At 67.9% G+C, this 23,285-nt stretch carries 20 protein-coding genes and 1 pseudogene; 12 read left to right on the plus strand and 9 right to left on the minus strand.

Going from position 1 to position 23,285, the window contains the following annotated elements:
* Nucleotides 1-101: 101 nt before the first annotated feature.
* Together ACFOPI_RS13560 and ACFOPI_RS13565 are read left to right on the plus strand one after the other, a co-directional pair.
* Nucleotides 102-3,821 (plus strand): PAS domain-containing sensor histidine kinase, encoded by a 3,720-nt coding sequence (locus tag ACFOPI_RS13560; protein WP_382174627.1) that lies wholly within the window; start codon nt 102-104, stop codon nt 3,819-3,821.
* Entirely contained in the window at nt 3,818-4,303 is a 486-nt protein-coding gene (locus ACFOPI_RS13565) for a response regulator (RefSeq protein ID WP_066157393.1), read from the plus strand. The genes ACFOPI_RS13560 and ACFOPI_RS13565 overlap by 4 nt, the downstream gene beginning before the upstream one ends.
* Before the next feature lie 26 nt (nt 4,304-4,329).
* Here the strand turns inward: ACFOPI_RS13565 and ACFOPI_RS13570 are convergent.
* Nucleotides 4,330-6,126 (minus strand): annotated as a pseudogene (locus tag ACFOPI_RS13570) (carboxyl transferase domain-containing protein); the annotation flags it as partial.
* A 79-nt stretch (nt 6,127-6,205) separates the two neighbouring features.
* Nucleotides 6,206-9,169: an L-glutamate gamma-semialdehyde dehydrogenase gene (locus ACFOPI_RS13575; protein ID WP_382174628.1), complete on the minus strand. Its 2,964-nt coding sequence runs from the start codon at nt 9,167-9,169 to the stop codon at nt 6,206-6,208.
* A 106-nt stretch (nt 9,170-9,275) separates the two neighbouring features.
* On the opposite strand from ACFOPI_RS13575, the gene ACFOPI_RS13580 reads away from it, so the two are divergent.
* Both ACFOPI_RS13580 and ACFOPI_RS13585 read left to right on the plus strand, forming a co-directional pair.
* Entirely contained in the window at nt 9,276-9,749 is a 474-nt protein-coding gene (locus ACFOPI_RS13580) for an Lrp/AsnC ligand binding domain-containing protein (protein ID WP_382174630.1), read from the plus strand.
* A 49-nt stretch (nt 9,750-9,798) separates the two neighbouring features.
* Entirely contained in the window at nt 9,799-10,344 is a 546-nt protein-coding gene (locus tag ACFOPI_RS13585; protein WP_382174632.1) for a DUF3617 domain-containing protein, read from the plus strand.
* Here ACFOPI_RS13585 and ACFOPI_RS13590 read toward each other — a convergent pair.
* Nucleotides 10,316-11,050, minus strand: a complete 735-nt coding sequence (locus tag ACFOPI_RS13590; protein WP_382174633.1) for a YggS family pyridoxal phosphate-dependent enzyme — start codon at nt 11,048-11,050, stop codon at nt 10,316-10,318. The two genes, ACFOPI_RS13585 and ACFOPI_RS13590, sit on opposite strands and share 29 nt — an antisense overlap.
* Before the next feature lie 38 nt (nt 11,051-11,088).
* Between ACFOPI_RS13590 and ACFOPI_RS13595 the strand changes: the two genes are divergently transcribed.
* From ACFOPI_RS13595 to ACFOPI_RS13605, 3 genes are all read left to right on the plus strand, one after another.
* Nucleotides 11,089-12,132 (plus strand): type IV pilus twitching motility protein PilT, encoded by a 1,044-nt coding sequence (locus tag ACFOPI_RS13595; RefSeq protein ID WP_382174635.1) that lies wholly within the window; start codon nt 11,089-11,091, stop codon nt 12,130-12,132.
* A 20-nt stretch (nt 12,133-12,152) separates the two neighbouring features.
* On the plus strand, nt 12,153-13,289 hold the full coding sequence (locus tag ACFOPI_RS13600) for a PilT/PilU family type 4a pilus ATPase (RefSeq protein WP_382174637.1): 1,137 nt from the start codon (nt 12,153-12,155) through the stop codon (nt 13,287-13,289).
* Nucleotides 13,290-13,411: 122 nt separating this feature from the next.
* Nucleotides 13,412-14,314: an NAD(P)-dependent oxidoreductase gene (locus ACFOPI_RS13605; RefSeq protein ID WP_382174639.1), complete on the plus strand. Its 903-nt coding sequence runs from the start codon at nt 13,412-13,414 to the stop codon at nt 14,312-14,314.
* 119 nt (nt 14,315-14,433) lie between these two features.
* Here the strand turns inward: ACFOPI_RS13605 and ACFOPI_RS13610 are convergent, their stop codons facing one another.
* From ACFOPI_RS13610 to ACFOPI_RS13620, 3 genes are read right to left on the minus strand one after another with little or no spacing between them, the layout of a single operon-like run.
* Nucleotides 14,434-15,060 carry a BON domain-containing protein gene (locus ACFOPI_RS13610; RefSeq protein ID WP_382174641.1) on the minus strand — a complete coding sequence of 209 codons (627 nt, stop codon included), beginning with the start codon at nt 15,058-15,060 and terminating at the stop codon, nt 14,434-14,436.
* Complete coding sequence (locus ACFOPI_RS13615; RefSeq protein WP_382174643.1) at nt 15,057-15,677, minus strand: SIS domain-containing protein; 621 nt, start codon at nt 15,675-15,677, stop codon at nt 15,057-15,059. The genes ACFOPI_RS13610 and ACFOPI_RS13615 overlap by 4 nt, the downstream gene beginning before the upstream one ends.
* 27 nt (nt 15,678-15,704) lie before the next feature.
* Nucleotides 15,705-16,121, minus strand: a complete 417-nt coding sequence (locus tag ACFOPI_RS13620) for a YraN family protein (protein WP_382174645.1) — start codon at nt 16,119-16,121, stop codon at nt 15,705-15,707.
* Here ACFOPI_RS13620 and rsmI point away from each other — a divergent pair.
* Nucleotides 16,121-17,038 (plus strand): 16S rRNA (cytidine(1402)-2'-O)-methyltransferase, encoded by a 918-nt coding sequence (gene rsmI / locus ACFOPI_RS13625; RefSeq protein ID WP_382174647.1) that lies wholly within the window; start codon nt 16,121-16,123, stop codon nt 17,036-17,038. The genes ACFOPI_RS13620 and rsmI overlap by 1 nt on opposite strands.
* A 3-nt stretch (nt 17,039-17,041) precedes the next feature.
* Here rsmI and ACFOPI_RS13630 read toward each other — a convergent pair whose 3' ends face one another.
* Nucleotides 17,042-17,359 carry a hypothetical protein gene (locus ACFOPI_RS13630; RefSeq protein WP_382174649.1) on the minus strand — a complete coding sequence of 106 codons (318 nt, stop codon included), beginning with the start codon at nt 17,357-17,359 and terminating at the stop codon, nt 17,042-17,044.
* Between the two features lie 85 nt (nt 17,360-17,444).
* Here ACFOPI_RS13630 and ACFOPI_RS13635 point away from each other — a divergent pair, with 85 nt between their 5' ends.
* Genes ACFOPI_RS13635 through ACFOPI_RS13650 form a run of 4 tightly spaced genes read left to right on the plus strand, consistent with a single transcriptional unit; the run spans nt 17,445 to nt 22,496 of the window.
* On the plus strand, nt 17,445-18,074 hold the full coding sequence (locus ACFOPI_RS13635) for a DUF502 domain-containing protein (protein ID WP_382174651.1): 630 nt from the start codon (nt 17,445-17,447) through the stop codon (nt 18,072-18,074).
* Complete coding sequence (locus ACFOPI_RS13640) at nt 18,071-20,749, plus strand: bifunctional acetate--CoA ligase family protein/GNAT family N-acetyltransferase (RefSeq protein WP_382174653.1); 2,679 nt, start codon at nt 18,071-18,073, stop codon at nt 20,747-20,749. The genes ACFOPI_RS13635 and ACFOPI_RS13640 overlap by 4 nt, the downstream gene beginning before the upstream one ends.
* A 33-nt stretch (nt 20,750-20,782) precedes the next feature.
* A complete protein-coding gene (locus tag ACFOPI_RS13645) occupies nt 20,783-21,424 on the plus strand; it encodes a dioxygenase family protein (RefSeq protein WP_382174655.1) in 642 nt (213 codons plus the stop codon).
* Between the two features lie 43 nt (nt 21,425-21,467).
* Nucleotides 21,468-22,496, plus strand: a complete 1,029-nt coding sequence (locus ACFOPI_RS13650) for a metal-dependent hydrolase (RefSeq protein WP_382174656.1) — start codon at nt 21,468-21,470, stop codon at nt 22,494-22,496.
* Between the two features lie 4 nt (nt 22,497-22,500).
* Here ACFOPI_RS13650 and ACFOPI_RS13655 read toward each other — a convergent pair whose 3' ends face one another.
* Nucleotides 22,501-22,797, minus strand: a complete 297-nt coding sequence (locus tag ACFOPI_RS13655) for a YciI family protein (RefSeq protein ID WP_382174658.1) — start codon at nt 22,795-22,797, stop codon at nt 22,501-22,503.
* Between the two features lie 12 nt (nt 22,798-22,809).
* Entirely contained in the window at nt 22,810-23,280 is a 471-nt protein-coding gene (locus ACFOPI_RS13660; RefSeq protein WP_382174660.1) for a CopD family protein, read from the minus strand.
* Between the last annotated feature and the right edge of the window lie 5 nt (nt 23,281-23,285).

Genomic DNA, 23,285 nt, shown 5'->3' on the forward strand with positions numbered 1-23,285 from the left:
TTTCACATCTGGGCCGCGCGCCCCTGCGGTAAAGTGGGTCTGCGATGAGCGCAATCCACCCCTTTCCTGGGAACAAAGCCAGAAAGACACCTGACGAGCAGGTGTCCGATCGTGAGCGCGCGCTCGAAGCCGAGGTGCAGGCCCTGCGCGCGGAGCTCGCCCAGCTGCGACGCCACACCCCATTGACCGGACCGGACAACGGCATTCACCGCGAATTGTCGGACCCCTACAGCACGGTGCTCGCGGCGCTCAACAGCGTCTTCCCGATCGGCATGTTCCGCATCGATGCGAACGGCAAGCTGCAGCAGGTCGATCCGATGCTGCAGCAGATCTTCGGTCTGCAGCCCCAGGAATTCACCGATTTCGGATGGATGCGCTGCGTGCACCCGGACGATCTGGAAACGGTGCAGAAGCACTGGAGCGAGGACGTGGCCAGCGCCAAGGCCACCAGTCTGGAGTTCCGCATCATCCGCCCGGGCAGCGAGACCATCACCCACCTGGTGGCCCGCAACATGCCCCAGTTCGACGACCAGGGCCGCCTGAGCAGCCAGCTGGGTTTCGTGCAGGACGTCAGCCAGCTGCGCAAGCTGGAAGCTGAAGCCCGCATCAAGGACGAGCTCAACCGCCAGATCATCGCCAGCAGCCCGGACTGCACCAAGGTGCTGGACCTGCAGGGCCGCGTGCTGCAGATGACCGCCCGCGGCTGCAAGCTGGTGGAAGTCGATGACTTTGAGCAGGTCCGGGGCAGCGACTGGACCACCTGGTGGCCCGAAGAAGGACAGAACCTCGCACGCGCGGCGCTTGACCAGGCGCGCAACGCCGGCAGCGCGCGCTTTGTGGCCTTTGGCCAAACGTTCAAGGGCTCGCCCAGGTGGTGGGATACCGTGGTCTCACCGATCACCGACAGCGATGGCCAGCCGGTGATGCTGCTGGCGGTCTCGCGCGACATCTCTGAAACCTACGAGCAGCAGCACCAGATCCGGCGACTCAACAGCGAGCTGGAAACCCGCGTCCAGGAACGGACCAGCCAGCTGGCGGCTGTCAACGCACGGCTTCGACAGACGCTGCAGGACGCCCAGACGCTCTACGACAAGGCCCCTTGCGGCTACCACTCGGTGGACGCCGACGGCATCTTCGTCCTGATCAACCAGACCGAACTGGACTGGCTGGGATACACCCGGGAGGAAGTCATCGGCAAGATGACCTTCCGAGACCAGGTCGTCCCGGCGGACCTGCCGATGATCAAGGACCGGCTGCAGCGCCTGATCCGCGGTGACAAGCTGGAATCGACCGAAGTGGGTCTGCGCCGTCGCGACGGCTCAACCTTCGTGGCGCTGCTCAGCAGCACGGCGGTGGTCGATGAGCAGGGCCGCTTCGTCCGCACCAACAACACCCTGATGGATATCTCGGCACGCAAGCTGGCCGAGCACGCCCTCCAGGCGCAGCGCAACTTCCTGCAGACCGTCACCAACACCGTGCCCGTGCAGCTGGCGTTCTACGACCACGACCTGATCTGCCGCTTTGCCAACGCCAGCTACGCCCGCTGGCTGGGCTCGGAGCCGGCCAACCTGATCGGCCTGCACTTGCGAGACATTGCCAGACCCGAAGACTTTGCAACCGCCGGCGTACGTCTGGAAGCCGCGATGCGCGGCGAACCACAGCACTTCGAAGGCTTGCGCCGCTTCCCCGACGGCCACGAGTTCTACGCGAGCATCGAGTACACGCCGTACGTTGAGAATGGTCAGGTGCAGGGGCTGATCATCCAGATGGTCGACATCACCGAGCGCAAAGCCTCGGAGGACCGTGTGCAGAGCACCAACCTGCAGCTGGCCGATGCCCTTCAGCAGGCGCAGGCGCTCTACAACCAGGCGCCCTGCGGCTACCACTCGCTCAATGCCGACGGCGTGTACGAGTCGATCAACGACACCGAGCTGCAGTGGCTGGGCTACGAACGCGACGAGGTCATCGGCCGGCTGAGCTACCGCGACGTTGTGCTGCCTTCGCGCGTGCCGCTGCTGGAGGACCGCATGGCGCGGCTGATCCGTGAAGGGATGCTGGCGGGCGCCGAATACGAGATGCGCCGCAAGGACGGCTCGGTGTTCCACGCGCTGCTGTCATCGGCGGCCGTGCGAGACGAGCAGGGGCGCTTCCTGCGCAGCAACACCACGGTAGTGGACATCACCCAGCGCAGACAGGCCGAACTGGCGCTGCGCGAGAGCCAGCGCTTCCTGCAGACGGTGACCAACCATGTGCCCGGCGTGATCGCCTACCTGGACGCCATGCTCCGGTTCCGCTTCGCCAACGAGGAGCATCGCCGTCTGTATGGCCTGGACCCGGCAGGCATCCTTGGACTGCACATCAGCGAGTGCCTGCCGGCCGCCATCTGGCAAGAGGTCCAGCCCTGGTACCAGGCGGCGCTGGACGGACAGGTCCAGCACTACGAAGCCTGGCGGCAGACCGTGAGCGGCGAGGACCTCTACATCCGGGCCACCTTGCTGCCAGACATCTATGAAGGCCTGGTGCAGGGCATCACCGTCCAGATCATCGACATCACCGAACGCAAGCGCATCGAGGAACGCGTGAACCAGCTCAACGACGAGCTGGAATTGCGGATCCGCGAGCGGTCGATGGAGCTGCTGGAGAGCGAGCAACGGTTCCGCCTCATGGCGGACAACCTGCGCGACTACAGTATCTACTTCCTGGACGCCCAGGGCTGCATCACCGACTGGACCGACAGCGCCCAGCGCATGGAAGGCTATTCGCCCTCCGAGATGCTCGGACAGCACTACGCCAAGCTGCTGCAGCCGGACAACCCGGACGATGCATCGAACATCGCCGCGCAGATGCTGCGCATGGCTGCATCTCGGGGCCAGCACGAGCTGCACACCTGGCAGACGCGCAAGGACGGTTCGCGCTATTGGGCCCACTCGATCCTGATCGCGCTGCGGGACGACAGCGGGGAGTTGCGCGGCTTCTCCAAGATCAGCCGCGACATGACCGACGCCAAGCGGCTGGACGACCTGATGCGCAACATCAACGACGAGCTGGAGAACCGGGTCGTCGAGCGCACCGAGCAGCTGCTGGCCGCCAACAAGGACCTGGAGTCCTTTTCCTACTCGGTCTCGCACGACCTGCGCTCGCCGCTGCGCCACATCTCCAGCTTCGTGAGCCTGCTGGAGGAGCACCTGGCCGACAAGAGTGACGACACCACGCAGCGCTACCTGGGCACCATCGGCAACTCGGCGCGCCACATGAGCCAGCTCATCGACGGCCTGCTGGCGTTCTCGCGCCTGGGCCGCTCGGCGGTCAACGTGATGCCCGTGGACTTCACCATGCTGGTCGAGGCGGTCGTCAGCCAGATCGCGCACGACACCGAAGGCCGTGTGGTCGACTGGGTGGTGGCACCCGATTTGCCGGTGGTCCAGGGCGACGCACTTCTGCTGCGCGAGGTCTGGGCCAACCTGCTGGGCAATGCCTTCAAGTACACCCGCCCCCGCGAACGCGCCCGCATCGAGGTCGGCTGGAGCGTCGACCCCGCCGTGGGCTATACCTTCTACGTCAAGGACAATGGCGTCGGTTTCGACACCAAATACGCGCAGAAGCTGTTCGGCGTCTTCCAGCGTCTGCACCGGGCTTCGGAATTCGAAGGCACCGGCATCGGACTGGCCCTGACCCGACGCATCCTTGAACGCCACGGTGGTAGCATTTGGGCCGAAAGCCAACAGGGTGAAGGCAGCACGTTCCACTTCTCGCTGCCTTTTGAAGGCTGCAGCCCATCAGACTCGTCGCACGACTCCATACCTTCGGTCCTGGAACCATGAACAAGAACGCTGAAGCCATCCTGCTGGTCGAGGACAACCCGGACGACGCAGAACTGACCAAGCTGGCGCTGGCCCGCCACGGTCTGGACGGGCGCGTGACCCACGTCTCCGACGGCATGCAGGCGCTGGACTACCTGTACCGGCGCGACGGTTTTGCCGACCGGCCGGGTGGTAATCCCGTGCTGGTGCTGCTGGACCTGAAGATGCCCCTGCTTGACGGCATCGGGGTGCTCAAGGAAATCAAGGGTTCGGACACGCTGCACAACATCCCGGTGGTGGTGCTGACCTCATCCACCGAGCCCAGCGACCTGCAGCGCGCCTACGAGGCCGGCACCAACGCCTACATCGCCAAACCGACGGAATTCGCCCAGTTCCTCAGCGCGATGAAGCACGTCTGCGAGTTCTGGATCAACATCAACCAGACCGCACCGCAATCCCCCAGCGCTGGCGTGCGCTCCACATCGTTCGGCGACCTGCACTGATCGCCGGTCCTGCCAGCGGCGCGCAGCTACCAGGTGTCGACGCCGCCTCGTTCGGGCGGTGCGGCCGCCTTTGAGCCGGCCAGCCCCCGGACCAGCCAGGCCCGTGTCTGGGCCGGATCGATCACCGCATCAATCTCCAGTGTGCTGGCCATCTCGGTCGCCGCCCCCTGCGCCACCATCTGCGCGAGCAGCGACTGGAACAGGTCCTCACGCGACGGCCCCTCGGGCACCGCCTCCAGCTCTTTGCGATAGCCCAGCCGAACGGCGCCTTCCAGCCCCATGGCGCCGAACTCTGCCGACGGCCAAGCCACCGTGAAGACCGGGACGTGAAAACCGCCGGCGGTCATGCCCATCGCCCCCAGGCCATAGCCCTTGCGCATCACCACCGCGAACACCGGCACGCGCAGGTGTGCCGCGCGCACGAACAGGCGGCTGACATGGCGCACCTGGGCCGTGGCTTCGGTCGCCGGACCGACCATGAAGCCGGGGGTGTCCACCAGGCTGACCAGAGGGAGGCCGTGCGCGTCGCACAGCTGCATGAACCGGGCGGCCTTGTCCGCCGCGTCGGCATCGATCGCGCCGCCCTGGTGCAAGGGATTGTTGGCCATCAGGCCCACCGGACGGCCTTCGATGCGCCCCAGCGCCGTGTGGACACCGGCGCCAAAACCGGTGCGCAGCGGCAGCAGGCTGCCCAGGTCGACCAGGCCTTGCATCGCCGCCCGGCTGTCGTAGGCGCGCACCCGGTTCTCGGGCACCACGTCGCGCAGCCCTTCGGCGTGAGGCGCCTCCCAGTCCGGCAGCCGTCCCTGGAAGAACGACAGGTAGTGCTTCGCCGCCGCCACAGCGGCCGCCTCGTCCTCCACCAGGATGTCGATCACGCCGTTGGCATGCTGCACGGACGATGGACCGATCTCTTCGGGCCGGTAAACGCCCAGCCCGCCGCCCTCGACCATGGCCGGACCACCCATGCCGATGTTGCTGCCTCGCGTGGCGATGACCACATCGCTGCAACCCAGCAGCGCCGCGTTGCCGGCAAAGCAGCGGCTGGCCGCGATGCCGATCACCGGCACCTGGCCGGACAGTCTGGCAAACGCGGCGAAGGTGCCGACGTGCAGGCCCGCGACGATGGGCATGTCGGTGTCACCGGGCCGGCCGCCACCGCCTTCGGCGAACAGCACCACGGGCAGCTTCTGCGCCAGCGCGACGCCCAGCAGGCGGTCGGTCTTGGCGTGGTTGCGCATGCCCTGTGTGCCGGCGAGTACGGTGGCGTCGTAGGCCATGACCACGGTGCGCGAGCGGTCCGCACCGAACAGGGCGCCATTGATCGATCCGATGCCAGTCACCATGCCGTCGGCCGGCGTGTTGGCGATCAGATCCTCGGCGCTGCGGCGGCTGCGCTGCGCCGCCACGGCCAGCGCGCCGTATTCGATGAACGAGCCGGCATCGCACAGGTCGGCGATGTTCTCGCGCGCGGTGCGCAGACCCAGGGCGTGGCGTTTGGCCACCGCCTCGGGACGTGCGGCGTCGGCAAGAAAACGCTCGCGCTCGCGCAGCCGCGAGAGGTCGGCCCGCTCCGCGCCGCGTTCGGTCCGGTCGGGCAGCGTCTCGGCCTGCGCCGCCGGATGGGACGCTGACGGTCCGAGGACCAGCAGCGCGTCACCCTCGTGCACCGCATCACCCTCGGCGCACAACACTTCGACCACACTGGCGTCGACCGTGGCCCGCAGTTCGTGTTCCATCTTCATGGCTTCGACGATCACGAGCAGGTCACCGGCCCGCACGGTGTCTCCGGCGGATACACACAGCTGGACGACCTGGGACTGGAGCGGGGCACAGAAGGGTGTCATGGCGGCATTGTTCCGCCCACGCGTTGCACGCCCGGTCAAGCGCGCGACATCGCAATCAGCCCGCGAACAGCGCCACGTTGCCGCCGGCGGCCGTGGTGTTGATGGTCAGGGTCTGCTCGGCACAGAAGCGCAGCAGGTAGTTCGGTCCGCCGGCCTTCGGCCCGGTGCCGCTCAGGCCCTCTCCGCCGAAGGGCTGCACGCCGACCACGGCGCCGATCATGTTGCGGTTGACGTAGACGTTGCCCACGCGGGCCGCCTTCGCGAGCGCCTGGGCGCGGCTGTCGATGCGGGTCTGGATGCCCAGCGTCAGGCCATAGCCCAGGGCGTTGATCTGGCGGATCACGCCCATCGGGTCACCCGACCAGCGAACCACCTGCAGCACCGGACCGAAAATCTCGGCGCTCACCTCGGCAACCGAACCGACCTCAAACATCTGTGGCGCGACCAGGTTGGGCAGCGCTGGCACCGCGTCGGTGTCGGGCAGCAGCGCCCGGGCGCTGAAGTGGAGGCGGGTCAGGTGGCGCTGGATGTTGTCGAAGGCTTCAGCGTCGATCACCGGGCCCAGGTCGGTCGACAGCTGCGCCGGATCGCCCGCCACCAGCTCCTTCGCCGCGCCCTGGATCATCTCGATCACGCCGTCGGCGATCGTCTCGTGCACGCACAGCAGGCGCAGCGCCGAGCAGCGCTGGCCTGCGCTGCGGAAGGCGCTCTGCACCACCGCGTCGGCCACCTGCTCGGGCAGGGCCGTGCTGTCCACCAGCATGGCGTTGATGCCACCGGTCTCGGCGATCAGCGGCACGATGGGGCCGTCCTTGGTCGCCAGCGCGCGCTGGATGATCTTGGCCACCTGGGTGGAGCCGGTGAACACCACGCCGGCCACGCCGGGCGCCGCCACCAGCGCCGCGCCCACGGTCTCGCCAGGGCCGTGCAACAACTGCAGCGCGTCGGCCGGGACGCCGGCGGTGTGCAGCAGTTTCACGGCTTCCAGCGCCACCGCCGGGGTCTGCTCGGCCGGCTTGGCCAGCACCGTGTTGCCGGTGGCCAGCGCGGCCGCGACCTGGCCCATAAAGATGGCCAGCGGGAAGTTCCAGGGGCTGATGCAGACCCAGGCACCACGGCCTTCGAGCCGCAGCGTGTTGCTCTCGCCCGTGGGGCCGGGCAGGGTCTGCGGCGCCTGTACGCGCTCGGCCTCGTTGGCGTAGTAACGCAGGAAATCCACCGCCTCGCGCACCTCGGACACGGCGTCGCCCCAGGTCTTGTGCGCCTCTTTCACCAGCAGGGCGCAGAAGCGCGGCAGCGAGGCGTCGAGCGCGTCGGCGGCGAAGCGCAGCACCGCGGCGCGTTGCGCCACCGGGGTGTGGTTCCAGGCGCCGAATGCGGCGACGGCGCGGTCCACGGCGGCGGTGGCGTCACCGGCCCGCGCCTCCTTCACCACGGGAACGACACAGGCCACGTGCGCCGCCAGCAACTCGTCGCGCTGGGTGATCACCGTCAGGTCGCGGCCACGGCTGTTGGCGCGCACTGCGCCGTACAGGTCCAGCGGCAACGGTAACGAGGCCTGTGGCTCCAGCCGCAGCGGCGAAATCAGCAGCTCGTCCATGCCCACCGACTCGTCGGCCAGCTGGTGCACGAAGGACGAGTTGGCGCCGTTCTCCAGCAGGCGGCGCACCAGGTAAGCGAGCAGGTCGCGGTGCGCGCCCACCGGGGCGTAGACGCGGCAGCTCACCAGCGGGTTCTTCAGCACCTCGCGGTAGATGCCCTCGCCCATGCCGTGCAGGCGCTGCAATTCAAACGGCACGGCCTGTCGTGCGCCCATCTGCAGGATGGCGGCGATGGTCCCCGCGTTGTGAGTGGCGAACTGCGGAAAGATCGCATCCGGCGCGTCGAGCAATGCCTTGGCGCAGGCCAGGTAGCTCACGTCGGTGTGGTGCTTGTGGGTGAACACCGGGTAGGCGGGCAGCCCCTGCTCCTGCGCGCGCTTGATCTCGGCGTCCCAGTAGGCGCCCTTGACCAGGCGGCACATGAACTTGATGCGGTACTGGCGGGCCAACGCGGCGATGTGCGCGATCAGCTCGACCGCACGGGTCTGGTAGGCCTGCATGGCCAGACCCAGACCCTGCCAACGCGGGCAATGCTCGGCCACCAGTGCGGCCAGGGCCTCGAACACATCCAGCGAGAGTTCGAGCCGGTCGACCTCTTCGGCGTCGATGGTCAGGTTGAGGTTGGCCGCGGCTGCAGCGCGGCACAGGCTCCACACGCGCGGCACCAGTTCGCTCATGACGCGCTCGTGCTGCGCGTCTTCGTAGCGCGGGTGCAGGGCGCTGAGCTTGATCGAGATGCCGTCGTTCTTCGCCGGGTGGCGTGTCGGGTCAGCGCCCTGGGCGATGGCGGCGATGGCGTTCTCGTAGCTGGCCTGGTAGCGCAGCGCGTCGGCCGCGGTGCGCGCGCCCTCGCCCAGCATGTCGTAGCTGAACTGCAAATTCGGCTGCTTGCTGCGCGCCGCCGTCGCCTCCTTCATGCCCTCGCCGATCGTCTGACCCAGCACGAACTGGCGCCCCAGCAGCTGCACCGCGCGCAGCGTGGCGGCCACCACGGTGCGCGCGCCCAGCTTGGCAATCAGGCCCGGCTCGTGGCCGGACTCAGGCAGGAAGTGCTTGGACATGGCAATCGCCGTCGACGACAACCGGGCCAATGTGGAGTCCGCAGCGCCATCAAAGTCCGCGCGACCCAGCTGGTCGGCCGTCAGCGCAATCGCGGTTTCGGCGTCGGGCACACGCAGCAGGGCCTCGGCCAGTCGCATCAGGGCCAGGCCTTCGGCGCTGGAAATCGGGTACTCCTTGAGCAGGCTCTCCATCGCCCAGAAGGGCGGCGGGTTCTCGCGCACCGCGCGCACCCAGGGCGTGGCCACCTGGGCAGCGGCGGCCCAGTCCAGCGCGCCCTGCAGGGCGGCCAGGCGCTGGGCGACGGTCTCGGCCTCGGGCCGATACGGAAAGGGCAGGCGGTCGGTGCGGCGGGGCATGGCGGGTCTCCTGAAACGGGACAAGTTGGTGAATGTCCGAAGTCTGAAGAATCAGAAGACGAATTTCTCTCTGATTTTTCTCCCTCAACCGGATAATTCACTAGCCATGAGCAACACCACCCCCGACCTCGACCGCATCGACCTGCGCATCCTGAACGTCCTGCAGGCCGACGGGCGCATCTCCAATCTGAAGCTCGCCGAGGCGGTGGCGCTCTCGCCCACCGCCGTGCTGGCGCGCACCCAGCGCCTGCAGCGCGAGGGCTACATCCTGGGCTACGAGGCGCGGCTGAACCCGCTCAAGCTCGGGCGCGGCATGCTGGTTTTCGTCGAGGTGCTGCTGGACCGCACCACGCCCAACGTGTTCAACGAATTCAAGGCCGCGGTGCAGGTGCGCGACGAGATCCTGGAATGCCACATGGTGGCCGGCGGTTTCGACTACCTGATCAAGACCCGCATGGCCGACATGGCCGCCTTCCGCGACTTCGCCGGCAGCGTGCTGTGGCAACTGCCGGGCGTGCGCGAGACGCGCACCTATGCGGTGATGGAAGAGGTGAAGCACAGCAGCCGGCTGCCGCTGTGAGGCAGCGGCAGCGCACAATAGGGGGCTCTTTCACCCACCGGAGTTCTTCATGCGCGCCTCGTCCCGTCTGCTGACCTGCCTGCTGCTGTGTTCCGCCAGCGCCTTCGCCCAGACCACCGCCCCTGGCCTGTGGGCCATCCAGAACAAGGTCGGCGGCAACCCCGAAATGGACAAGGCCATGGCCGAGATGCAGAAGCAGCTGGCCGCCATGCCGCCTGCGCAGCGCAAGCAGATGGAAGCCATGATGGGCCAGAACGGCATGAGCGTCGGTGCCGGCGGCGCGGTGACCGTCAAGGTCTGCATCACCCCCGAAATGGCCGCCAAGTCCGAGCTGCCCAGCCACACCGAAGGCGACTGCACCTCGACCATCACCTCGCGCACGGGCAACACCCTGAAGTCGAAGTTCGCCTGCAAGAACCCGCCGACCACGGGTGAAGGCACCTACACCTTCAGCGGCGACAAGGCCTTCGCCACCAAGATGGTCATGCAGACCGTGCGCAACGGCAAGCCCGAGACCATGACCATGGAAGGTCAGGGCAAGTGGCTCTCGGCCGACTGCGGCAACATCAAGCCGATCCAGCCGCCGAAACAGTGACCGGTTCCTTGCGCGGCCGGTGCCCGAAGATGGCCCGGCCCACGCGCACCAGCGTGGCCCCTTCGGCCACGGCGGCCTCCAGGTCATCGCTCATGCCCATGGACAGCACATCGAGCTCGAGCCCCTGGTCGATCAGAGACTGCTGCAGCTCCCACACGCGCCGGAACGCCGCACGCTGAACCGCCAGGTCCTCGCTCGGCTCGGGGATGGCCATCAGCCCGCGCAGGCGCAGGCGGGGCAAGGCCGCCACCGCGTGGGCCAGAACAGACAGTTCGTCCGGCGCCACACCCGACTTGTTCGCCCCGCCATCGACGTTCACCTGAAGGCAGACCTGCAGGGGCGCGCGGTCCTCGGGCCGCTGCTCGGACAGGCGCTGCGCGATCTTGAGCCGGTCCACCGAATGCACCCAGTCGAAGTGGGTGGCCACCAGCCGCGTCTTGTTGCTCTGGACCGGTCCGATGCAGTGCCATTCCAGGGCCTGCCCCGGGAGCAGCGCCTGCAGGGCCAGCACCTTCTCGACCCCTTCCTGGATGTAGTTCTCACCAAAGGCGCGTTGTCCCGCTGCTACGGCGGCCGCCACATGTTCCGGTTCGAAGGTCTTGGAAACCGCCAGCAATGTGACAGCGTTCACATCGCGACCAGCCGCCTCGCAGGCCCTGGCGAGCCGCTCCCGCACTTGTTGGAGATTGCCTTCAATCGTCGTCATAATCAGTCTGTTACACCAACACTGCATGGGACCACGGGATGGATATCACCCAACTGCTCGCCTTCAGCGTCAAGAACAAAGCCTCCGACCTTCACCTTTCGGCCGGGCTGCCACCCATGATACGGGTGCATGGCGATGTCCGGCGCATCAACGTCGAGCCGCTGGACCACAAGATGGTGCACAGCATGGTGTACGACATCATGAACGACAGCCAGCGCAAGCAGTACGAGGAGTTCATGGAGTGTGACTTCTCGTTCGAGATCGAAGGCCTGGCCCGCTTCCGTGTGAACGCCTTCAACCACAACCGCGGCGCGGGTGCGGTGTTCCGGACGATTCCGAGCAAGATCCTCACGCTGGAGCAGCTCAATGCACCCAAGATCTTCGCCGACCTCGCCTTGCGCCCACGGGGCCTGGTGCTGGTGACGGGGCCGACGGGATCGGGCAAGTCGACTACGCTGGCCGGCATGGTCAACCACCTCAACGAAACGGAGTACGGACACATCCTGACGGTGGAAGACCCGGTGGAGTTCGTGCACGAGTCGAAGAAGTGCCTGATCAACCAGCGAGAGGTCGGACCGCACACCCTCTCCTTCTCCAACGCCCTGCGCTCGGCGCTGCGGGAAGACCCGGACGCGATCCTGGTGGGTGAAATGCGCGACCTGGAAACCATCCGCCTGGCCATGACCGCCGCCGAAACCGGCCACCTGGTGTTCGGCACGCTGCACACATCGAGCGCCGCCAAGACCATCGACCGGATCATCGACGTGTTCCCGGCCGAAGAAAAGGACATGGTCCGCGCGATGCTGTCAGAGTCCTTGGTTGCGGTGATCTCGCAGACCCTGTGCAAGGTCAAGGACGGCAGCGGCCGGGTGGCCGCGCACGAAATCATGATCGGCACCAGCGCCATCCGCAACCTGATCCGCGAAGCCAAGGTGGCCCAGATGTACTCGGCCATCCAGACCGGCCAGAACGTCGGCATGCAGACACTCGACCAGAACCTGGCCGAGCTGGTCAAGCGCAATGTGATCAGTCCGGCCGAGGCGCGCAGCAAGGCCAAAATCCCCGAGAACTTCCCCGGCTGACCGCTGCAAAGGTAAATCACATGGAACGCGATCAGGCATCGAAATTCATCAACGACCTGCTCAAGCTGATGCTCAGCCGCGGTGGCAGCGACCTGTTCATCACGGCCGACTTCCCGCCCGCCATCAAGGTCGATGGCAAGGTGGTGAAGGTCTCGCCCCAGCCGCTCAACGGCGTGCACACCCTGGCCCTGGCGCGCGCCATCATGAACGACAAGCAGGCCGCCGAGTTCGAGCGCACCAAGGAGTGCAACTTCGCGATCTCGCCGCCAGCCATCGGGCGCTTCCGTGTCAGTGCCTTTGTCCAGCAGGGCAAGGTCGGCATGGTGATGCGGACGATTCCCGCGGTGCTGCCCACCATCGACTCGCTGAACCTGCCCCAGGTGCTCAAGGACATCACGCTGTCCAAGCGCGGCCTGTGCATCGTGGTCGGCGCCACCGGATCGGGCAAGTCGACCTCGCTGGCCGCCATGGTCGACTGGCGCAACGAGAACACGCACGGCCACATCATCACCATCGAGGACCCGGTCGAGTTCATCCATGCCCACAAGAACTGCGTGATCACGCAGCGCGAGGTCGGGCTGGACACCGACGACTGGGGGGTGGCGCTGAAGAACACGCTGCGGCAGGCGCCGGATGTGATCCTGATGGGCGAGATCCGCGACCGCGAGACCATGGAGTACGCCATCCAGTTCTCCGAAACCGGTCACCTGTGTCTGGCCACCCTGCACGCCAACAGCGCCAACCAGGCCCTGGACCGGATCATCAACTTCTTCCCGGAAGAGCGCCGCCCGCAGCTGCTGATGGACTTGTCGCTGAACCTGCGCGCCATGATCTCGCAGCGGCTGGTGCCGCGCCAGGACAACAAGGGGCGCCACGCGGCTGTGGAGATCATGCTCAACTCCCCGCTGATCGCCGACCTGATCTTCAAGGGCGAAGTCGCCGAGATCAAGGAGATCATGAAGAAGAGCACCAACATCGGCATGCAGACCTTCGACCAAGCGCTGTTCAATGCGTTCGAGGCGAACCTCATCAGCTACGAGGATGCGCTGCGCAACGCCGACTCGCTCAACGACCTGCGGCTGCAGATCAAGCTCAACAGCCAGCGCGCCAAGACGCAGGACCTGGCGGCGGGCACCGAGCACCTCACGATTGTTTGACCACACCCCCGCGCCGCGCCTGCGGCGCGTCACCCCCTCAAGGGGGCGATGCGAGTGGCCCGGCAAAGCCGGTTCCACCGCATCTATGATCTGACTTCCCCTCACTCCCCCATCGCATCCTCATGAGCAGCATTGCCGCAAAAACCTACGAGTCCGCTGCGCCCAAAAAGGTCGCTTTTCTTGGGCTGGGCGTGATGGGTTTTCCCATGGCGGGTCACCTCGCTCGGGCGGGCCATGGAGTGACGGTCTACAACCGCTCGCCGGCCAAGGCGCAGGCCTGGGTGGCGGAGTTCGGCGGCGTGGCAAAACCCACTCCACGTGAGGCCGCGGCAGGTGCCGACATCGTCTTCTGCTGCGTCGGCAACGACGACGATCTTCGTTCGGTCGCGCTCGGAGAGGACGGAGCGTTCGCCGGCATGGCGCCGGGCGCCGTCTTCGTGGACCACACCACCGCGTCGGCCGATGTGGCGCGCGAGCTGTACGGTGCGGCCCGGGACCTCGGACTGGCCTTTGTCGATGCGCCCGTGTCAGGCGGTCAGGCGGGCGCGCAGAATGGCGCGCTGACGGTGATGTGTGGCGGTGATGCCGCAGCGTTCGACGCCGTGAAACCCGTGGCGATGGCGTTCTCGCGTGCCTTCACGCTGATGGGCGAGAGTGGCGCCGGTCAGCTGACCAAGATGGTCAACCAGATCTGCATCGCCGGGCTGGTGCAGGGCCTGTCCGAGGCCATCGCGTTCGGGCAGAAAGCCGGGCTGGACATGAACCAGGTGCTGGACGTGATCGGCAAGGGCGCCGCCCAGAGCTGGCAGCTGGACAACCGCGGCAAGACCATGGTGGCCGACAAGTTCGACTTCGGCTTTGCCGTCGACTGGATGCGCAAGGACCTTGGGCTGGTGCTGGAGGAGGCCAAGCGCAACGGCGCCCGCCTGCCGGTCACCGCCCTGGTGGACCAGTTCTACGCCGACGTGCAGGCCATGGGCGGCAACCGGCTGGACACCTCCAGCCTGATCAAACGCTTGAAATAAAAGTCCCCCCTGCGCCGCTGCGCGGCTTCCCCGGGGGGGACCACGCCTGTGGCCCGGCATAGCCGGTTCCACGGCGTGTACGGGAAGAGGCTCCCGCGCTCAGCCCTCTGATTCGAACCTCAAGACTTGGGCGCGATGCGCGCCAGCTCTTCCTCGCTGATGATCTCCAGCAGGCGAACCACGCGCTGCACGCCCTTGGTGGTGCGCGCCACCTGGGTCGCGATGTCGGCCTCGCGCTGGGTCACGCGCCCCATCAGGAACACGGTGCCGCGTTCGGTGACCACCTTGAAGGCGTTGGCCGAAATCTGCTTGGTGTCGATCAGACCGGCCTTGACTTTGCCGGTCAGCAGCGTGTCCTCCGCCTTCTCGGTGAAGGTAGGGCTGTTGGCCACGTCCAGTTCGTTGTGGACCACGGCAACGTTGTCAACCTGCTTGACGATGGACTCGGCCAGTTCCTTGTCGCGGGCACTGCCCACCTCGCCGGTCAGCAGCGCGCGGCGGTTGTAGCTGGTGACGCTGATGCGCGCGCGCGACCCCATCTGGTCGCGCAGACGGTTGGCGGCCCGCAGTTCGATGCCCTGGTCGTCCAGCTGGGAGCCCGAGCTGCGGCGGTCACCGACCACCATGGCGCCGGTCAGTGCCGCCCCGCCCACCGCCAGCGGTGCACAGGCCGAGAGGGTCGCGGCGGCGGCAGCCACGCTCAGGACAGCCAAGGTCAGACGGCCATTGGAAACAAGGGTTTTCATGCGGGGTTCTCCGTTTCATTGGACAGGGCTTCGGGCAGGCCCAGCAGTTGGGCATCCACGCCGTCGCAGATGCAGTGCAGCACCAGGTGATGCACCTCGAGAATCCGTGCCGGCACCTCGTGCGGCACGCAGATGTGGACGTCGGTGTCGCGCAGCAACTGGGCCAGCCGCCCGCCGCGCGCACCGGTGAGCGCCACCACGGTCATGTCGCGCTCGTGCGCAGCCTCGACCGCCGCGATGACGTTCTGGGAGTTGCCCGAGGTCGAGAGCACGAGCAGCACGTCGCCAGCCTGACCAAGCGCTCGCACCTGGCGCGAAAACACGGCGCGCACGTCGAAGTCGGTGGCCAGCGCGGTCAGCACCGAGGCATCGGCCGAAAGCGAGAACGCCGCCAGTTCGGGCCGTTCGCGCTCGTGTCGACCGACGAAGCTGGCAGCAAACAGCTGCGCCGCCGCCGCCGAAGCTCCATTGCCACACGACAGCACCTTGCCGCCACCCGTGACACTGGCCAGCACCGCCGCCGTGGCGGCCTCCACCATGGGCGCGAGCGCCTGGGCACACTGGTATTTGAGGTCGGCGCTGTCGATGAACTGTTGCTGGATGCGTTGCAGGAGCATGGGGCGATGATAGCGGCGCGCCGGGTATCAAAAGGTACCGGACGCATCAAAGGCCGCGCGCAGCCACTGGATGTCCGGGGCATCCGTGCCGTCCCGCGCCCCCTGGATCAGGACCACATCGAACCGGCACGCCGGTTCCGACCCCAGCCGCAGCAGAAAGTGCCGTGCGGCGAACACGATGCGCCGCTGCTTGACCCCGGTGATACTCGCCCCCGCTCCGCCGCGGCTGGCGCTGGCACGCTGGCGCACCTCGACGAAGACCAGCGTGCCATCGGGCTCACGCATAATCAGATCGATCTCGCCGCCGCCGCGGCCGGGCGTGCGGAAATTGCGCTGCACCAGCCGCAGCCCGTGCCGCTGCAGATGCCGCAGGGCGGCGTCCTCGGCCGCGTCGCCGCGCTGCTTGGTCGTGACCGAAGCCCCCTGTTTCCGGGAATCCCACATTGTCCGCACCCTCCCCTTCCCTGCTGGCCGCCGCCCGTGACATGGCGGGGCAGCAGCATTATCCGCAGGGCGCGCTCTACATGGTCGCCACCCCGATCGGCAACCTCGCCGACATCGGCCTGCGCGCGCTGTACGTGCTGGACCTGGTGGACTGCATCGCCTGCGAGGACACGCGCCACACCGCCGCGCTGCTGCAGAGCTACGGCCTGCACAAGCCGCTGCTGGCGCTGCACGAACACAACGAGGCCGAGGCAGCGCAGGCCGTGGTGCAGCGCCTGCGGGACGGGCAGCGGGTGGCCTATGTGAGCGACGCCGGCACGCCGGGTGTCAGCGATCCGGGCGCGCGCCTTTGTGCCGTGGTCACGGCTGCAGGACTGCGCACCCTGCCCCTGCCGGGTGCCAGCAGCATCACCGCACTGCTGAGCGTGGCCGGCACCGGTGGCCACGACGGGTGCTTTGTGTTCAGCGGCTTCCTGTCGCCCAAGGCCACCGAGCGCCAGCGCGAGGTGCAGACCATCGGCGCCGATCCGCGCGCCTGTGTGCTGCTGGAGGCGCCGCACCGCATCGAAGCCCTGGCGCGCGATCTGGCCGCGCTGGGCTCACGGCCGCTCACCATCGGCCGTGAGCTGACCAAGCAGTTCGAGGAGGTGGCGCAGGTCGCGGCACGGGATTTTCCCGACTGGCTGCAGGCAGGCGCCCACCGCACGCGCGGGGAGTTCGTGCTGCTGGTTCACCCCGCGCCAAAGGCAGAAACGGACGACGGCATTGGCGCCGACACCTTGCGCACACTCGACCTGCTGCTGGCCGAACTGCCCGTCAAGAGCGCGGTGAAGCTGTGCGCGGAGATCAGCGGCGCGCCGCGCAACGCGCTGTACCAGGCCGCGCTGGCCCGGCGCCAGGGCCCTCAGGAAGACTGAAGCTCAGCGCAAGCGCTGCAGTGGCGACTCGGCGCCCGGGCGCTCGCCCACCTCGGTGGCGTCCACGTCGACCACATCGCCCGGCGGGGTCCGGCCCGGCCACATGCCTTGCGTGTACTGCCGCGACTGCTCGCGCATGCGAGAGAACATCACCACCGGGGCCGGCTTGCGCCCGGTGATCAGCGACCACACCGACATCCCCAGCACAGCCACCAGGGCCGCCAGCAGGAAGCTCAGCACGAACACCATCGCAGCCAGCACCAGGACCAGCTTGAGGGCACCACGGAAGATACGGGACAACAGATCGGACACAGGATTCATGTGAGGCATCAGATAAGGACATTCTGCTCGTTTGCAAGTTCCGCCAGTTCAACCGGTTGTCGCCTGCCGCTGCTATGCTGAATCCATGAAACCGCCCGCCCCAGCGCCCGAGCCGCGCCCCCCGCTCCTGAACCGCCTGTCGCAGTACTTCTTCCGGGGGCTGATCACCTTCCTGCCGCTGGCCATCACGGTTTACGTGCTGGTGATCTTCATCACCTGGACTGAGCGCACCGCCATGCAGTTGCTGCGGCCGCTCACCGGCGAGTTTTACCTGCCCGGCCTGGGCATCGCACTGGGGGCGCTGATCATCCTGGCCCTGGGTGTGCTGATGTCCATGCACATCACCGGCAAGCTGCTGTCCCTCGTGGAGCTGCCTTTCACCAACCTGCCGGTGGTCAAGAGCATCTACTCCTCCCTCAAGAACTTCGCCGACTACTTTGCCCCGCACGAACAGGACGCACAGCAGGTGGTGCTGCTCAAGATGCCCGGACACGAACTGAGCACCGTCGGGCTGGTCACGCGCCAGAGCATGAAAGGCCTGCCCCGGGGCCTGGCCGAACTGGAAGACCAGGTGGCGGTCTACCTCCCCATGGGCTACATGATCGGGGGCTACACCGTGTTCGTGCCGCGCAGCTGGACCACCCCGGTCGACATGTCGGTCGAAGAGGCCATGCGTCTGGCCCTGATCGCGTTCATGTCCTCGGGCAAATCATGAGCATCCGCCACCTCGACGCCCTGTTCTCGCCCGCTTCGGTCGCGGTGTTTGGTGCCTCCGAGAGGGCCGCCAGCGTGGGCGCGACGGTGTGGAGCAACCTGTCCAACGGGTTCAAGGGCCGGCTCTACCCGGTCAACCCCAAACACCGTCACATCGGCGATGCCCGGGCCTATGCCAACGTCGAGACCCTGCCCGAGGCGCCGGACCTGGCCGTCATCTGCACCCCGGCCGCCACCGTGCCCGGCCTGATCGCCCAGCTCGGCGAGCGCGGCACCCGGGCGGCGGTGGTGGTCACCGCGGGCCTGGACAAGGCCACCAAACAGGCCATGCTGGACGCCGCGCGGCCCCACACGCTGCGCATCCTCGGCCCCAACTGCATCGGCATGCTGGTGCCGCATCTGGGCCTCAACGCCAGCTTCGCCCACATCGGCGCCCACCCCGGTGAGCTGGCCTTTGTCTCGCAGTCGGGCGCCCTGGTCACGGCCATGCTGGACTGGGCCTCGGCGCGCGGCATCGGCTTCTCGCACTTCGTCTCGCTGGGCGAACACGCCGACGTGGACTTCGGCGACATGCTCGACTTCCTCGGCAGCGACCCGCACACCCGCGCCATCCTGCTCTACATCGAAAGCATCGACGAGAGCCGCAAATTCATGTCGGCTGCGCGCGCGGCCGCGCGCAACAAGCCGGTGATCGTGGTCAAGGCCGGCCGCTCTGCAGCCGGCCAGGCCGCCGCCGCCTCCCACACCGGCGCCCTGGCCGGGTCGGACGCGGTGTTCGACGCCGCCATCGCGCGCGCCGGCATGCTGCGCGTGCTCACGCTGGACGACCTGTTCCTCGCGGCCGAGACGCTGGCGCGCTTTCGCGACGGGCCGTCCGAGCAACTGGTGGTGCTGACCAACGGCGGCGGTGCCGGGGTGATGGCGGCCGACGAGGCCGCGGCCCTGGGCGTGCCGCTGGCGCCGCTGGACGCCGCGATGCTGGCACGGCTGGACGCGGTGCTGCCGGCCAACTGGTCGCACGCCAACCCGGTGGACATCATCGGCGACGCCCCGGCCGAGCGCTATGTGGCGGCGCTGGAAGCGCTGGCGCACGACGCGTCCAGCGCGGTGCTGTTCATCCACGCGCCCACGGCCATCGTGCCCAGCAAGGAGATCGCGCAGGCGGTGCTGCCCCAGGTGTCGGCCACGCCGCGGCGGGTGCTCGGCTCCTGGCTGGGCGACAGCGCGGTGGCACAGGCGCGCCAGACCTTCCGCGACGCCGGTGTGCCCGACTACGCGACACCCGAGGACGCGGTGCGCGCCTTCTCGCTGCTGCGCAGCTACCGCCAGCACCAGACCGAGCTGCTGCAGACACCGCCGGCGCGCGACGCGTTGCACGCCATGGACCTGCCCGCCATCCGCACCCTCGTCGAAGCGGTGCTGAGCGAGGGCCGCGAGCTGCTGACCGAGCCCGAGGCCAAGGCGCTGCTGGCCGCCGCCGGCCTGCCGGTGGTGCCCACGCGCGTGGTCGGCCCCAGCGCCGCCGAGGCCGAGGCCGCGGCCGCGGCGCTGGGTTACCCGGTGGTGGTCAAGATCCTGTCGCACGCGATCTCGCACAAGAGCGACGTCGGCGGCGTGCGCCTGAACATCGGCAACGCGACCGAGCTGGCCCAGGTCTGCACAACCATGCTGCAGCGCGTGCGCGAACTGCGGCCCGACGCCGACGTGCAGGGCTTCACCGTGCAGTCCATGGTGCGCAAGAAGCACGCGCACGAACTGATCGTGGGCGCCAGCGTCGACCGGCTGTTCGGCCCCGTGATCCTGTTCGGCGCCGGCGGCACCGCGGTCGAGGTGCTGGCCGACCGCGCCCTGGCCCTGCCACCGCTGAACACCCCGCTGGCGCAGGCGCAGATCGCGCGCACCCGCATCCACCGCCTGCTCCAGGGCTACCGCGACGAGCCGGCCGCCGACATCGACGCCGTGGCGCAGGTGCTGGTCGGCATCTCCCAGCTGCTGGCCGAGGTGCCCGAGATCGCCGAGCTGGACATCAACCCGCTGCTGACCAACCACGAGGGGGCGGTCGCGCTGGATGCGCGCGTGCGCGTCTCGGCCGCACGCCCGGCCGGCGCGGCGAACTTTGCGATCCAGCCCTACCCGGTCGAGCTGGTCGAGGCCTGGAACTGGAACGGCCAGACCGTCACCCTGCGGCCGATCCGTCCGGAGGACGAACCGCAGCACCGCGCCTTCCTGGAAAAGCTCGACCCCGAGGACATCCGCCTGCGCGTGTTCTACAGCCGACGCCACATCGAACACAGCGAGCTGGCACGGCTGACGCAGATCGACTACGCACGCGAGATGGTCTTCATCGCCACACGTCCGCTCCCGGCCGGCGGCGAGGAAACGCTGGGCGCGGTGCGGGTGGCGATCGACCCGGACAACCGCGACGCCGAGTTCGGCGTGATCGTGCGCAGCGACCTCAAGGGCGGCGGCCTCGGGCGCCGGCTCATGGACAAGATGATCGGCCACCTGCGCCAGAGAGGCACGCTGCGCATGGTGGGACTGGTGCTGCGCGAAAACGCCGGCATGCTGGAACTTGCGCGCGCGCTGGGCTTCCAAGAGAGCGCCCACCCCGGCGAACCCGACGACCAAGGCCTGCGCTTCGTCGCGCTGGATCTGCAGAACCCGTCCCGCCCCTGAACCGGTCGCGGGCCACCGCTTTTGGAGCCCGCCATGCCCACCTCCCCGCTGTCCGCACGCCGCACGCTGCTCAAGGGCGGCGCCAGCCTGATCGCCGCCACCGCCGCGCCCGGCTGGCTCACGCCCGCCCTGGCCCAGGGCAAGACGCTGCGCCCCACTCCAGGACAGACCGAAGGCCCGTACTACCCGGTGGCATTCCCCGCCGACACCGATTTCGACCTGCTGCGCACCGGCACCGCCGCCTACGGCAAGGGCCAGCCCGCCTGGGTGAGCGGCACCGTCACCGACACCCGCGGCGCGCCGCTGGCCGGCGGCGTGATCGAAATCTGGCAGTGCGACCAGGACGGCCACTACCACCACCCCGGAGACGGCGGACGCGCCGACCCGGCCTTCCAGGGCTTTGGCAAGGTGACCCTCGGGAAAGACGGTGGATACCGGTTCCGCACCCTCAAACCCGCTCCCTACAGCGGCCGCACGCCGCACATCCACGTCAAGGTGAAGCTCGACGGGCAGGAACTGCTGACCACGCAGTTCTACGTGCAGGGCGACCCCGGCAATGCGCGCGACTTCCTCTGGCGGCGGCTGGGCGAGGAGGGGCAGGCGGCGCTCACCCGCCCCTTCGTGAACAGCCCCGACGGCCTCAAGGCCGAATACGCCGTCGTCGTCCAGGCATGACCCCACGGCATCGAGCCTGACGCGCCAGCCCTAAGCTCGGCGCATGGATTCCCTCTCGCAAATCGCCCTCGGCTCCGCCGTCGCCATCGGCGTCATGGGCCGCCGCACCGCCGTTTGGAAAGCGGCCACCTGGGGCGCGGTCGCCGGCACCCTGCCCGACCTGGACGTGGTCATCGACCACGGCGATGCACTGCTCAACATGGTGCTGCACCGCGCCGAGAGCCACGCCCTGTTCTGGCTGACGCTGTTCTCGCCATTGCTGGCATGGATCGTGTCGCGCATCCATCGCGAGGGGCCTTTGTTCAGGCATTGGTGGTTGGCCCTCTGGCTCGTCTTGATCACCCACCCTCTGCTGGACGCGATGACCGTTTACGGCACCCAGTTGCTGCTGCCGTTCACCAACCACCCCTTCGGCGTCGGCAGCATGTTCATCATCGACCCGGCCTACACCCTGCCGCTGGTGGTGGGCGTGATCGCCGCGCTGCGCATGAAGGACGCGGCGCGCGGCCTGCGCTGGAACGTGGTCGGGCTGGTGCTGTCCACCGCCTACCTCGCGTGGAGCGCCCTGGCGCAGGCGCATGTGGAACAGCAGGCCCGCGACTCACTGCGCGAACAGGGCGTCGCGGCCGAACGGGTGCTGGTCACACCGGCACCCTTCCAGACCTTGCTCTGGCGCGTGGTCGCCCTGCCCGACGACCCGGCCGATCCACATTTCCACGAAGCCTATGTGTCGCTGTTCGACGGACCGGGGTCGGTGCGTTTCGCGGCCCACGACCGGGGCGCCGAGCTGATGGCCGCGCACGGCCAGACGGCGCCGGTCTCCCGTCTCGCCGCCTTTGCCGGCGGCTTCGTGAAACTCTCAACCAAGCCCAACGGCCAGTTGCGCATCTCTGACCTGCGCATGGGCCAGGAGCCAGACTACGTCTTCAACTTCGACCTGGGACCGCTGGACGCCGTGGGCTCGGTGCCCGCGACACAGGTGAGCGAACGGCCACCGGTGGGCCCTGCGCTGCGCTGGATTGGTCGCCGGATTGCGGGCGACGAAGGCCCTCCACCATGGTCGCCCCGGTAAGACCTTACAGCGTCACCACACGGTCGGGAAACGCCTTGACCCAGGTCAGCAACCGGTAGCGGCGCAAGGCCGGCACGTAGTAGGGATCGTTCTCGATCAGCGCCACCGCGCGCTCGCGCGAGGCCACTTCAAGCACCCACAGCCCGCCCACAAAGGCCTCGCCAGGTGCCTCGCGCAAGCCTCCGGCCATTTGAATCTCCGCCGCGTGCCGGCCCAGATAGGCCAGGTGCAACGGTTCGCGCTCGCGCCGAATGTCCATCATGCCCGGCTCATCGTCAAAAAAAACAATCCAGCGCGCCATGCGGTCGCTCCCTCAGGCCATCAACAGGGTGAAGGCAATGATCAGCACGCCGAGGGCGAGGTTGGCGGTCACCCAGATGCGGATCGAGGCCAGCGCCGCGCCGCCCGCGGGCCAGTCCTGCGCGGCCACGGCCCTGTCCAGGCGCTTGTAGAGGGCAAAGCGGATGTGGGCGAAGATGGCCATCATCAACACACCCAGCGCGGCCATCAGCATCCAGTCCAGCGGCATGTTGAACGTCAGCCCGGCCTGCACCGTTTCCTTTGCGGCGCGGCCGATCATCCAGCCGCCAGTGACGAACACCACCAGCACCGCGACCACCACGGCGCGGAAGAAGCGCTGCAGCGCCGCATGCATCAGCGGGATGCGCTGTGGCGGCGGCAGTTGCATCGCGGCCGGGCGCAGGAAAAAGGCGGCAAACACCATGCCGCCGACCCAGACGACGATGGACAACACATGCAGCAGTTTGAGGAGGGCGTAAAGCATATGGC

The organism is Hydrogenophaga luteola (genome assembly GCF_042648585.1).
Lineage (GTDB): Bacteria > Pseudomonadota > Gammaproteobacteria > Burkholderiales > Burkholderiaceae_C > Hydrogenophaga > Hydrogenophaga luteola.